This is a genomic window from Marinovum sp. E3 (genome assembly GCF_055755275.1).
In genome coordinates this window covers 3,111,682-3,123,251 of the sequence record NZ_CM146908.1, presented here as the reverse complement: position 1 = coordinate 3,123,251, position 11,570 = coordinate 3,111,682, and the positions used below count along the sequence as shown (strand labels likewise).

The following is an 11,570-nucleotide window of genomic DNA, read 5'->3' as shown; positions in this document are numbered from 1 at the left end:
CCGCGGCGGACGGGCGCAGGTCAGGCCCGCCCATCAAAGGTGAAGCATCTCACACAATTTGACGCTGCATCGCATCAAAATTGCCGCAAATTACCCGAAAGATTTTTTGACTGGACCCTGCGTCACTCTTCTTAAGGGAGTGGCCAATCTCCCGGATTTGGCCGGATTGATGCGGGTATCCGTACCTATCCCACGGGGTGATTCGATGCCGGTCGTTTGCCGGCGTTGCAACGGGCAGGTCAAACCACTATTGCCATGGGGAAATTCCAAGTGTGGAGCCGATGGCATGGCACATCACCTTTACCAGCGCGACCTGCCCGAGGATCTCGATCTGGGCCCTGTCGTCGCCGTGGATTGCGAAACCATGGGCCTGCATCCGCACCGCGACCGGCTTTGCGTCGTTCAGTTGTCATCTGGCGACGGCACGGCGCATCTGGTTCAGATCACAAGGGGCCAGACCGAGGCCCCCAATCTCTGCCGCTTGCTGGCTGATCCGGCGGTTCTCAAGCTCTTTCATTTCGGCCGCTTCGACATCGCCGCGCTCGACAATGCCTTCGGCACGCTCGCCGCACCGGTCTATTGCACCAAGATCGCCAGCAAGCTGATCCGCACCTACACCGAGCGGCACGGTCTGAAGCATCTGCTGCAAGAGCTGCTGGGCGTCGATATCTCGAAACAGCAGCAATCGAGCGATTGGGGCGCGGCCGAGCTGACCAAGGCGCAGATCGACTATGCCGCGTCGGATGTGCTGTACCTGCACCGGCTGCGCGAGGTGCTCGACCAGAGGCTCGCCCGTGAGGGCCGCAGTGAAATGGCACAGGCCTGCTTCGATTTCCTGCCCGCCCGCGCCCGGCTGGATCTCGCCGGCTGGCCCGATCAGGATATCTTTGCCCATTGAGACGCGTTGCACCGCAGAGCATCGCGCCTAGATAGACGTCAGGTGTGAACGAAAGGCCGAACCATGGCCGTGACTGAGACATTCCATTCCAGAGTGGTGGCGGGCCTCAAGGTGCTCTTGCCGCTGACCGCGCTTGGCCTGCTGTCCACGGTCTTCCTGTTGTCGCGCAGCGCCAATGACGAACCCGATCTGACGTTTTTTGACGATGCCTCGGAAATCCCCGAACGCGACACCGTGACAGCCCCCTATTACACCGGCAGCACCCGCGAAGGACACGCGGTGTCGATCACCGCCGAAAGCGCCAAGCCGATGCCCGACGACCCTGCCGGGGTGCTCGCCGACCGGCTGAGCGCTGCGTTCCGGCTGACCGATGGGTCGCGGATCAATATCGTCGCCGACAGTGCCGCGGTGAACGAGCCTGCCGATTTCATGGCGCTGCGCGGCGACGTGGTGATCGACAGCTCGACCGGCTACGTGATGCGGACCGCCGAATTGCAATCGGCGCTGCGCTCGATCACCGCCGATGCGCCGCAGGGGCTGACCGGGACCAGCCCGATCGGCGATCTGAGCGCCGGCGCCCTGCGCATTCGCGAGACCGGCGGCGAGGGCGAGGTGCAATTGTTTTTCACAAATGGTGTGAAGCTGGTATATCAGCCCGCAAGTCAGGCCCCCGAGGAAGGTAACACCCCATGACTCCCATTCGTTTGATTGCGGTTGTTCTGCTCTCGCTGCTGCCGGTTTCCGTTCTGGCGCAGGGGGCCCAAGTGGGCTTTGGTACGCTTCAGCCCGACCCGGATGCGCCCGTCGAGGTGACCGCCGAGAACCTGAGCGTCAACCAGAACGACGGCACCGCGCTGTTCACCGGAGATGTCATCGTCGGCCAGGGCGAGATGCGGCTATCGGCGCCCCGGGTCTTGGTCGTCTATGCCAAGGATCGGTCCGAGATTGCCCGGCTCGAGGCGCGGGGCGGCGTGACGCTGGTGTCCGGCGCAGAGGCGGCCGAGGGCGACAGCGCCGACTACGATGTCGAGGCAGGCATCATCGTGATGACCGGCGACGTGCTGCTGACCCAGGGCGGGTCTGCCCTGACCGCCGACAAGATGGTCGCCGACCTCAACGAAGGCACGGCGCAGATGACCGGCCGGGTCAAGACCGTGCTCCAGACGTCGGACGACAGCGAATAAGATGACGCCGCCAGAATTGTCCTTGACCCAAGGCTCTGCCGGGCTGCGCATCGACCACCTGCGCAAAAGCTACCGCAAGAAGGTGGTGATCCGCGATGTCAGCATGGAGCTGCACCGCGGCGAAGTGGTGGCGCTGCTCGGGCCGAACGGCTCCGGCAAGACGACGACCTTCTATTCGGTGGCGGGGCTGGTGTTTCCCGAAGGCGGCACGGTCACGATCGACGGGCAGATGGTGACCACCATGCCGATGTACCGTCGGGCCAAGCTGGGTATCGGCTATCTTCCGCAGGAAATGTCGATCTTTCGCGGCATGAGCGTCGAGGACAACATCCGCGCGATTCTCGACATCGCGGTGCGCGATGGCCGGCGGCGGCGCGAAAGGCTCGAGGAGCTGCTGTCGGAGTTTCACATCGAACACCTGCGCCGCGCCCCGGCGCTGGCGCTGTCGGGCGGCGAACGGCGGCGGGTCGAGATTGCCCGCTGTCTGGCGGCCGAGCCGAAATATCTCCTGCTCGACGAACCCTTTGCCGGGGTCGATCCGATTTCGGTCGGGGATATCCGGGGGCTGGTTTCGGACCTGTCGAACCGCGGCATCGGCGTGCTGATTACCGATCACAACGTGCGCGAAACGCTGGAGATCGTCGACCGCGCCTATATCCTGCATGACGGAACGGTGCTGATGTCGGGCACCCCCGAGGAGGTGGTCGAGAACGAAAACGTCCGCCGCGTCTACCTTGGCGATCAGTTCCGGATCTCCTGAACGACGCCCCCGCGCGGCCGGGTGGCGGTTAACCTCATGTTTACCGATTCCGGCGCTATTGTCGTGACAAGTCATTGACAGACGGCTGTGCTCTGTCCTCAAATGGGGTCATGACGCTTGAGTGGCTTGCCTTGGAAAAGAGTCGCGTTCCTGTTTTCGGGATGGGTCTACCTGTACAAGCACCTCGGCTCGTCAGACCCCCGAGATGGTGAGTGGAAGCGTTCGGCTGCCCCCGGCAGCCGTGGCGTGACGCGTCACCGGAACAATAAGAAGGACGCAAGATGCGCTATCAAATCACCGGCAAACAGATCGATATCGGCGCCGCGCTGCAAACCCATGTGCAGGATGGGTTGGGCGGTGTCGTGCAGAAATATGCCGAACGGCCGACCGATGCGAACGTCGTGTTTTCCAAGGCCGCGCATGAATACGTCTGCGAGGCCACGGTGCATCTTTCCACCGGCCTCACCGCCCAGGCCAAGGCGCATGCCACTGAAATCTATGCCGCTTTTGAAAGCTGCTGCGACAAGATGGAGAAGCAGCTGCGCCGCTACAAGCGCCGTCTGAAGGACCACCACAAGGACCGGTCCGAGCCCGTTGAAACATTCGGCGCGTCATCGTATATCCTCGCCAGCGACGGGGTGGACGAAGATTCGGAGCCGGACAGCCTCCAGCCGATGATCGTCGCCGAAATGAAAGCGGACATTCCCGCACTTACGGTTGGCGAAGCCGTGATGCAGATGGAACTTGCAGGCGCACCTGTTCTGGTGTTTCGGAGCGAGAAGAAGGGTCTGAACGTCGTGTATCGGCGAGATGATGGCAATATCGGCTGGATTGAACCGCAAGAACAGGCTTGAGCCTGCGGTCTGGTCAGGAATGGGATTACAGGCGAGATTATGGAACTTTCAGATTTGCTGAAACCCGAGGCAATCCGGGTCAATACCGGATGCACGAGCAAGAAGCGTTTGATGCATGATGTCGCCGACCTGGCCCATGCCGCTTATGGTATCAACTCCGGCACCGCTTTCGAGTCGCTGCTCGAACGGGAATCCCTGGGGCCGACGGGTGTCGGCCACGGGGTGGCTCTGCCGCATGCGCGGATTGCCGGGCTCGATACCTGCGTGGGGGTCTTCCTGCTGCTGGAAAAGCCGATCGATTTCTCCTCGGTCGACCGTCAGCCGGTGGATATCGTCTTTGGCCTGTTTGCCCCCGAGGATGCCGGCGTCGAGCATCTCAAGGCGCTGGCACGGGTCTCGCGGCTGCTGCGCGATCCGGCGGTCTGCACCAAGCTGCGCGCCAATCAGAGCGTGGTGACGCTTTATACCATCCTCACCGAGGAAGAGGCGATGAAGGCCGCCTGAGCGGCCGCCTCGCCCTGCGGCCGGGGCATTTGGCCAGGGCCGCGACAAGAGCATCCGGCACGCCGGGCGCCGCGCCCGCCGTCTACCGCCAGTTCCCGAAACCCAGCATCAGATAGTCGCGCGGATAAGCTGCCCGCGCCAGCGCCTCGAGATCCGCGTCATAGATCTCGTCAAGCGCGATCGGTCCGTCCGGTGCGGCCGCCCGGGGCGCAGGCGCCTCGAGACCGACTTGCGCGGCCAGCCGCGCAAGCCCCTCGGCGATCTCGCCTTCGCGCAGCACCATGTCGGGCAGGCACAGATCGCCCATGCCTTGCAGAATGCCGCTCTGGCTGGCCCAATGCGGATCGATCCGCAGGTTGGTCTGCCCGGCCAGGTTGGCGCGGATGAACTCGAGAAAACCGCCAAAGGCGGCGCGGTGGGTGGCGGCGTCATAGGCGGGATCGGGCCAATCCTCGGGGATCGGCAGATCGTGGCGGTTGGTCAGCACCCGGCGGATGCGGCCAAAGCTCTGCGGCCCCTTGGAAAGGATGCGCTGGCAAAAGACGTGGTGCGCCCGCGCCAGCGGATGGCGCAGCACGGTAAAACGGCGGTGGCCGGAATTGCGGCGCAGCCATTGCCGCAGACTCTTCTGGTTGAAATCGCGCCTGAGATCGCCGCCGAGCCCCGCCAGCCAGTCGCAGACCGCTTCCTCGGGCCCGCCCTTGATCGGCATGTAGAGCAGCGGTGCCGTCCCGGCCGCCACATATCCCGGCACCGCAGCCCCCCGGCGCGGCTCGAAATTCGGGGTCCGCGAAAGATCGAAGCGGTCCAGCCGCGCCAGCGCCTGCTCCATTTCGGCAAAGTTCTCGACCTTGTCGGAAATCGGCGCCGGGTTCTGGCGTTTGAGGTTGTGGTCGAAGCTCTCGAGCGGGGTGTCGCAGCCCAGCCAGCGCGCCAGCCCGTTCATCACGCCCAGATCCTGCACATCCTCGTAAGCCACATAGAAGGCGGTCTGTCCGCGTGTCTGCAACCCGTTCAGCAGCCGGATCTGAAAGCTCTGCAAGGCCTCGAGATGGGCCTCGAAATCGGCCTTGTCAAAGGTGGCCTTGGCGTCCTTGCGGCGGCTGACATTGGTCAGCTTCCACTGGTCGGTTTTCTGCGCGATCTTCCAGCTGACGTAGCTGTCGATCGGATTGCGCGTCAGCACGATCTTGGCGATGCGTGGATCGTCGAGCAGCGGCGCAAGAATGCGCGGGTCATGGTCGTGGAAATAGCGGAAGCCGGCCAGCCCCTCCGCGCCGCGCACCCGGTCGAGCAGCGCCGCCGGATCGCTGTCGCGCGCTTCGCGGCTGATGTCGAGCAGCTCGGTCTTGTTGGGATAGCCGATGAAATGCGGGTTGAAGGCCTCGCCGAGGCAGGAAATGCCGTCAAACAGATTCAAATTGGCTTCAAGTAGGTTGGAGCCGGTGCGCATCTCGGCAAAGACCACGAAGGCGTCAAAGTTCTGGGCCATGCGCTGTTATCTCACCAGATAGGGTTTGCGGGTGCGCGGGCGCTGGCCCAGCTGCCGGCCTTCGACCGGAAAATCACCCATCAGATAGGGGTGCATCCCCTGGTTCTTGAGGTTTTGCAGGAACTGGCCAAAGCCGGTCAGATCCCGCATCTTGGGCACCTCTGCCAGCCGGCGGGGATTGCGCGCGCCGATTTCGTCGATGATGCTTTGCAGTGGCTCCATCGGCGCCTCGATGAATTCGGCCATGGTCCAGATGCGGATATGTGCCTTGGCATAGGGCGAGCGATAGGCATCGAGCGAATCCGACTCGATCTTTTGCAGCTTGGCGGCGGCACGGCGGATGGTGGCGAAATCGAGGTTGGAGTTGAACAGCGGCACCGCCCAGGTGCCGGAGACGACGGAAATCTGCGCATTCGGATCTTTGGCGATGTTCCAGATCACGTCGTCCTGAGTGTCATGCGGCCCGAATTGAAAGCATTGCCGTTCGCCGCGGGTGTTCCAGATCAGGTTGGTCAAAAAGGCCCAGGGGTTGGCATCGCGGATTTCGGCGCTGGCCGACAACCCGCCATGGATCACCTCTTCCCCTTCGGCAAACTCGGCCTTTTCCGGCGCAAAGAGGTGGCCATGCACCCGCGAGCCGGTGGCCCGCGCCAGCCAGGGCTCGAAATCGTCGAACAGCTCGGCAAAGCCCTGAAACACCGAGTAGGGCCCGGCGGTGACTCCGTTTTCCCAGTTTTCGTTGGGAAAACGCGAATGCATGTAGAGCCCCGGCCGCCCGCGCGTCCGCCTGTCGACCGCCTTGGCAAAGATGCGGTCGATCTTGCCGGGGTTGGGTTCGGTCCGGCTCATGGCGCCGGCGCGGTCGGTCAGGAAGGCGCGATAGAGCAGCTCCGCATGCGGCCAGATCTTGCGCGCGACAAAACAATCGGAGCGGCGCAAGAGTTGCAGATGGTCGTCGTAGAAGATGTGCGGCTTGCCCTGGAAATCGAACTTCGACAGGGTCAGCGACCGGCTCTCCAACTCGCGGGAATAGAGCCGTGCCAGTGTCTGGTAATAGCTTTCGTCGGGGATCCAGACCCGGCGGAAGAAATCGTCATAGGTCGCGCGATCGGGGTCTTGCAAGATGGCGGTCAGCGTCTGTCGCGTCAGGCACCACCACTGGCTGCCCATATGCGGCCGCAGGCCGCTGGGGATCATCCGCTTTGTCCCGATCAGGCGTTGAATCTGGACGAACCTGTCGAACAGAAAGCGGTGCCGTCGCCAGGAAAACGGGAAATGCAGGGTAAAACGCTCCTGGTCGAGGCCGCCGACCGTCCAGGGCACATCCATCGTAGTGGCGCTTTCGATGAAATCGGTGCGCGGCCGCGCCGCCAGATAATCGATCAGCTCTTCGATCGGCCGCAGCGGCAGGCAGGAGCCCGAGGCGAGGTAGACATGCTGTACATCGGGAAAGTCGCGCAGCATCTTTTCTGAGGCGGTCTGGCTGGCAGCGACGATGCCCCAGGTGCCCCATTCGCAGCGGTAGCGGCGGGAAAAGCGGATGTGATCGACATCCGCGAGCGCCGCGACAAAGGCCTTGTAGGATTTGGCGGCGACATTGCGATCGACGTGGATGACAACCGGGCACCCCGCGTTGGCCCAATGCCGCGCTACCTGTTCCGCCCGCTTGAAGGCGGTATGGACAAGCATGACGACGCCGAGGCTCATGCCCAGTTTCCCTTGGACATCAATCCGAGGATTTCGAGCTGGCGCCAGTTGATGTATTTCTCGGACCACTTGCACCAGAGATCGGGGTTTTCCTCGAGCGTCCGGGCATAGGCCTTGTATTCCACCGACCCCGAATAATGCTGCCTGCGCTCCAGCTCTTCGGCCGCCTTGGCGGTGAAGGTGTCGAGGAACTTGGTGTGCAGCAGGATGCCGCTGGCCTTTTCGCCGCCCCATTCGTCATAGACGAGGTTAAGCCCGCGCGGCAGCAGCATATGGGTCGAGCTGACATAGGTGTAGCGCCGGTCCCATTTGACCAGCGGTATCTTGTTCAGCGCAGGCGCCTTCTCGGGCAGGTCGGAAAAGAACACCCGGCGCCGCGGCCCGCCCTGGATCCAGAGGTTGCCGAAGCGGTGATTGCGGCGGATCGCGTAGTTGCCGCTGTCGAACCAGCAGGCGATATCAAGCGGATTGTCCCCGGGCAGATAGGGCTGCGCATTGATCGGCCCCTTGGGGTACATGTCCAGCAGCATCGCCGAGAACGACCGGATCGACGAGGCATCGAGCCAGTCGGTCAGCGCCCTGAGCGGTCGGGTGTCACAGAAGGGAAACAGAAAGAATTCATCGGGGTCGACGGTCAGCGCCCAATGTCCATGGGCATGTTTGCGCGCCAGCCAGTTCAGCCAGTCGACGCCAAAGCGCGAGCGCTTGTAGCTGCCCCCAGTGCGCCAGAGCGAAACATCGGGCTGATCGGCAAGAAAGGCATCCGAGCCATCGGTGCTGTCGTTGTCGACCATCAGGAAATGGTTGATGCCGAGATCGCGGTAGTAGCGCAGGAAATAGGGCAGGCGCACATGTTCGTTGCGCAGGGTCGAGAACAGCAGCAGGTCACCGGGGCGGATCTGATCGGTCCGGTCGGCGGCGGCGCGAAGCTCGCGCGATTTGCGCATGGCGCGGATGCGCCAGCGCTTGCGCTGAAGCCTGAGGCTGTATGACTGCCAGGCGCCCAATCCTGATCCTCTGTTAACCTTCCGAAACGACCCTTGATCGGTATCAGCGCTGTCTTAAGACAATGTTGAAATGCCTGTCCCAGCTTGGCGGTACATAGGGGGCTGTCGGGGGTCTCTGCTCTTGAAGTTGTTCGATTTTCTGGCGCCAAGAATAGATGTCTTGCGGCGGCAGGTAAATGGGTATGTCGTCCAGCGTCTCGCGATAGACCGCCAGGTCGGCCACCACGGCGGGCACACCCAGGGCGGCGGCCTCGATCGGTGGCAGCCCGTAGCCTTCGGCCAGACTGGGAAACAGCAGCCCGCGCGAGTGCACCAGCAGCGCCGCGATCTCCCCATCGCTCAGCCCGGGGCGTTCCTGCACCAGCGGGTTGCCGGCGTCGAGCCTGGCAAAGACCGCCGCGTTGTTCCAGCCCCGCGCGCCGCAGAGCAGCAGGTGCGGCGCATCCCGGCCCTCGGCGGCGAAGCGATCCCAGATGTCGAGCAGCAGCGCATGGTTCTTGCGCGGCTCGATGGTGCCGACGCAGACAAAATACGGCCCCGGTGGCAGACCGGGGGGGGCGGGGCCGGGCGGGACGGTCTCGATCCCCAGCGGCGCCACGATCCCCTCGGGGATGCGGCCAAAAACCTGCATGTGACGCTGGCAATCGGCCAGCGTGGCCCTGGAATTGCAGATGATGATGTCGGCCGCCTGCGCGGTGCGGCCGAGGAAGCGCTTGAACTTTCGAAGGGTTTCCGGGCGCTGGTATTGTGGAAAATCAAGCGGGATGGTGTCGTGCACCAGCACCGCGATCCGTGCATCCGGCAGGCCGCGCCAGGCGGTCACCACCCGTTCGGTCAGGTTGGAATGGCCGGTGTTGCAATAGAGCGTACCGGGCGGAAGATGTCGGCGCAGTATTGCCCCCAGCCGCCAGGGCAAGGCGCGCGCCAGGGCTGCGCGGCGTAGGTCGGCCTCGGCACGGCGGCGCATCTTGGGGCCCTTGCTCACCCGCCCCAGCGCGTCAAGCCGGCCCCAGTCGTCGCTGGTGGCGCGGCGCAGGATCTCGGCCGCGCCCTGTTGTGACAGCAGCACATAGCCCAGCCGGGTTCGGGCAAGAGCAAAAAGCGGCACCGGATCAGCCAGCAGCGCGCGCAGATAGGCAAATTCGACCCGGTCCACACCGGTCATCACCCGTCCGGCCCGCCGGATCAGCCGCGTGATGTCGAGACAGCGGGCAGGCGGGCTATTTTTCGTAACGGCCGCTCTGGTGCCAGCGCCAGGCATCGCGGATCATCGCCTCCAGGTTGGATCGCATCGGGGTCCAGCCCAGTTCTTGCACGGCGCGGGTCGATCCGGAAACAAGTTTCGTCGCATCGCCGCCGCGACGCGGCCCGATTTCATGCGGCACCTCGCGGTTGGTGACGGCTTTGGAATGGGCGATCACCTCGAATACTGAAAATCCGCTGCCGGTGCCGAGGTTGAAAATCCGGCTCTCCTTGTCTTCTTCGAGCCATCTCAGCCCCAGCACATGGGCATCCACCAAATCACAGACATGCACGTAATCGCGGATGCAGGTGCCATCAGGCGTGTCGTAATCGGTGCCAAAGACGGTGAGCGCGGCGCGCTTGCCGTCGATCGCATCGAGCATCAGCGGGATCAGATGGGTCTCGGGACGGTGATATTCGCCAACCTCCGCGTCAGGATCGGCGCCGGCGACATTGAAATAGCGAAAGACCACATGGCGCAGCCCGTGCGAGGCGCCGAAATCCGTCAGCATGTCCTCGATGGCGCGTTTCGACTTGCCGTAGGAATTGAGCGGCATCTGAGGCGAGCTCTCGTCCAGCACCACGTTGTCCTGGTCGCCATAGGTGGCGCAGGTCGAGGAAAAGACGAAATCGAGACAGCCGGCATCGACCGCCGCCTCGATCAGGTTGAGCGAGCCGGCGACATTGTTGCGCCAGTAGAGCCCGGGATTCGACATCGCCTCGCCAACCAGGCTGAGCGCGGCGAAATGCATGACCGCCTGCGGTTTGTATTCGGCAAACACCTCGTCGAGCCGTGCCCGATCGAGCAGATCGCCTTCCGCCAACGGGCCGAATTTCACTGCGTCCTGCCAGCCGGTGGACAGATTGTCGAAAGTGACCGGCGTATAGCCCGCGTCGCGCAGCGCCTTGCAAGCGTGCGAGCCGATGTAGCCGGCACCGCCTGTGACGAGAATATTGCCCTTGGTCATCGGTTATTGCGCCGCCTGATCCACGGCCATCAGCTCTTGCAGGTAGGTGCGCAAATCGTCACGAAGCTCTTCGCGCGCCAGGCCGAAGGCCACTGTCGCCTGAAGGAAGCCGGCCTTGGAGCCACAGTCGAAGCGCTGGCCCTTGAAACGCATACCAAAGACATCGCGGCCTTCGGTGATTTCCTGTGCGATGGCATCGGTGAGCTGGATCTCTCCGCCGGCGCCCTGCTTCATCTTGTTGAGGTTCTTGAGCACATCCGGCGTCAGGATGTAGCGGCCGATCACCGCCAGGTTCGACGGCGCGTCGCCGGCTTTCGGCTTTTCCACCATGCCTTTGACGCCCACAAGGTCACCGATCTCGTCCTTGACGTCGAGCACGCCGTAAGCCGAAGTCTTGTCCTGCGGCACTTCCATCGCCGCCACCATCGAACCGCCATGCTCCTGGTAAGCTTCGACCATCTGTTGCAGGCAGGGTTTTTCCGCCGCGATCACGTCATCGGGCAACATAACGGCAAAGGGCTCGTTGCCGATGAGCCGCCGCGCGCACCAGACCGCGTGACCGAGGCCCAGCGCCTTGTGCTGGCGGATATAGGCAATGGCGCCGCTTTCCATATTGGTCGATTTCAGGATTTCGAGCAGCTCGGTCTTGCCGCTCTTGCGCAGTTCGTTTTCAAGCTGGGGCGCGAGATCGAAATAATCCTCGAGCGCACCCTTGCCGCGCGAAGTGACAAAGATGAATTCCTTGATGCCGGCGGCGCGGGCCTCATCGATGGCGTATTGAATCAGCGGCCTGTCGACCAGCGTCATGATCTCTTTCGGCACCGATTTGGTGGCCGGCAGGAAACGGGTGCCAAGCCCGGCAACCGGAAAAATCGCTTTTGTAACCTTCGTACGCATAAATAGCCCTCAAAATTTCACGGGTTTCCAAAATTTCTACACCAGTGGTACGCAAAT

General features: G+C 63.0%; 12 protein-coding genes. 6 read left to right on the top strand and 6 right to left on the bottom strand.

Going from position 1 to position 11,570, the window contains the following annotated elements; translation table 11 throughout:
• The first annotated feature begins 286 nt into the window (after positions 1-286).
• The 6 genes from AC0J5K_RS15325 to AC0J5K_RS15300 all read left to right on the top strand — a co-directional run bounded on the left by AC0J5K_RS15325 (position 287) and on the right by AC0J5K_RS15300 (position 4,200).
• Positions 287-898, top strand: a complete 612-nt coding sequence (locus tag AC0J5K_RS15325; protein WP_274565334.1) for a ribonuclease D — start codon at positions 287-289, stop codon at positions 896-898.
• A 69-nt stretch (positions 899-967) separates the two neighbouring features.
• Positions 968-1,591, top strand: a complete 624-nt coding sequence (locus AC0J5K_RS15320; protein WP_139211257.1) for a hypothetical protein — start codon at positions 968-970, stop codon at positions 1,589-1,591.
• Positions 1,588-2,082 (top strand): LptA/OstA family protein, encoded by a 495-nt coding sequence (locus AC0J5K_RS15315; protein ID WP_274565335.1) that lies wholly within the window; start codon positions 1,588-1,590, stop codon positions 2,080-2,082. Before AC0J5K_RS15320 ends, AC0J5K_RS15315 begins: the two co-directional genes overlap by 4 nt.
• Position 2,083: 1 nt before the next feature.
• Positions 2,084-2,842: an LPS export ABC transporter ATP-binding protein gene (gene lptB, locus AC0J5K_RS15310; protein ID WP_048533203.1), complete on the top strand. Its 759-nt coding sequence runs from the start codon at positions 2,084-2,086 to the stop codon at positions 2,840-2,842.
• 281 nt (positions 2,843-3,123) lie between these two features.
• Entirely contained in the window at positions 3,124-3,696 is a 573-nt protein-coding gene (gene hpf / locus AC0J5K_RS15305) for a ribosome hibernation-promoting factor, HPF/YfiA family (RefSeq protein WP_048533202.1), read from the top strand.
• 39 nt (positions 3,697-3,735) lie between these two features.
• Positions 3,736-4,200 carry a PTS sugar transporter subunit IIA gene (locus AC0J5K_RS15300; RefSeq protein WP_048533201.1) on the top strand — a complete coding sequence of 155 codons (465 nt, stop codon included), beginning with the start codon at positions 3,736-3,738 and terminating at the stop codon, positions 4,198-4,200.
• An 82-nt stretch (positions 4,201-4,282) separates the two neighbouring features.
• Here AC0J5K_RS15300 and AC0J5K_RS15295 read toward each other — a convergent pair whose 3' ends face one another.
• From AC0J5K_RS15295 to galU, 6 genes are all read right to left on the bottom strand, one after another.
• A complete protein-coding gene (locus tag AC0J5K_RS15295) occupies positions 4,283-5,692 on the bottom strand; it encodes a nodulation protein NodH (RefSeq protein ID WP_074835929.1) in 1,410 nt (469 codons plus the stop codon).
• Positions 5,693-5,698: 6 nt separating this feature from the next.
• Complete coding sequence (locus tag AC0J5K_RS15290) at positions 5,699-7,399, bottom strand: DUF5927 domain-containing protein (RefSeq protein ID WP_274565336.1); 1,701 nt, start codon at positions 7,397-7,399, stop codon at positions 5,699-5,701.
• Positions 7,396-8,346 carry a glycosyltransferase family 2 protein gene (locus AC0J5K_RS15285; protein WP_170850526.1) on the bottom strand — a complete coding sequence of 317 codons (951 nt, stop codon included), beginning with the start codon at positions 8,344-8,346 and terminating at the stop codon, positions 7,396-7,398. The genes AC0J5K_RS15290 and AC0J5K_RS15285 overlap by 4 nt, the downstream gene beginning before the upstream one ends.
• 103 nt (positions 8,347-8,449) lie before the next feature.
• Positions 8,450-9,571: a glycosyltransferase family 4 protein gene (locus AC0J5K_RS15280; RefSeq protein WP_274565337.1), complete on the bottom strand. Its 1,122-nt coding sequence runs from the start codon at positions 9,569-9,571 to the stop codon at positions 8,450-8,452.
• 55 nt (positions 9,572-9,626) lie between these two features.
• Positions 9,627-10,616: a UDP-glucose 4-epimerase GalE gene (gene galE, locus AC0J5K_RS15275; RefSeq protein WP_074835922.1), complete on the bottom strand. Its 990-nt coding sequence runs from the start codon at positions 10,614-10,616 to the stop codon at positions 9,627-9,629.
• 3 nt (positions 10,617-10,619) lie between these two features.
• A complete protein-coding gene (gene galU / locus AC0J5K_RS15270; protein ID WP_048533195.1) occupies positions 10,620-11,513 on the bottom strand; it encodes a UTP--glucose-1-phosphate uridylyltransferase GalU in 894 nt (297 codons plus the stop codon).
• Positions 11,514-11,570: the final 57 nt, after the last annotated feature.

Excerpts from the sequence above, each read along its gene's own strand:
- AC0J5K_RS15290 (WP_274565336.1), bottom strand. The coding sequence starts at position 7,399 with ATGAGCCTCGGCGTCGTCATGCTTGTCCATACCGCCTTCAAGCGGGCG.
- AC0J5K_RS15315 (WP_274565335.1), top strand. The coding sequence starts at position 1,588 with ATGACTCCCATTCGTTTGATTGCGGTTGTTCTGCTCTCGCTGCTGCCG.
- lptB (WP_048533203.1), top strand. The coding sequence starts at position 2,084 with ATGACGCCGCCAGAATTGTCCTTGACCCAAGGCTCTGCCGGGCTGCGC.
- AC0J5K_RS15295 (WP_074835929.1), bottom strand. The coding sequence starts at position 5,692 with ATGGCCCAGAACTTTGACGCCTTCGTGGTCTTTGCCGAGATGCGCACC.
- AC0J5K_RS15285 (WP_170850526.1), bottom strand. The coding sequence starts at position 8,346 with ATGCGCAAATCGCGCGAGCTTCGCGCCGCCGCCGACCGGACCGATCAG.
- galU (WP_048533195.1), bottom strand. The coding sequence starts at position 11,513 with ATGCGTACGAAGGTTACAAAAGCGATTTTTCCGGTTGCCGGGCTTGGC.
- galE (WP_074835922.1), bottom strand. The coding sequence starts at position 10,616 with ATGACCAAGGGCAATATTCTCGTCACAGGCGGTGCCGGCTACATCGGC.
- AC0J5K_RS15300 (WP_048533201.1), top strand. The coding sequence starts at position 3,736 with ATGGAACTTTCAGATTTGCTGAAACCCGAGGCAATCCGGGTCAATACC.
- AC0J5K_RS15280 (WP_274565337.1), bottom strand. The coding sequence starts at position 9,571 with ATGACCGGTGTGGACCGGGTCGAATTTGCCTATCTGCGCGCGCTGCTG.
- AC0J5K_RS15325 (WP_274565334.1), top strand. The coding sequence starts at position 287 with ATGGCACATCACCTTTACCAGCGCGACCTGCCCGAGGATCTCGATCTG.
- hpf (WP_048533202.1), top strand. The coding sequence starts at position 3,124 with ATGCGCTATCAAATCACCGGCAAACAGATCGATATCGGCGCCGCGCTG.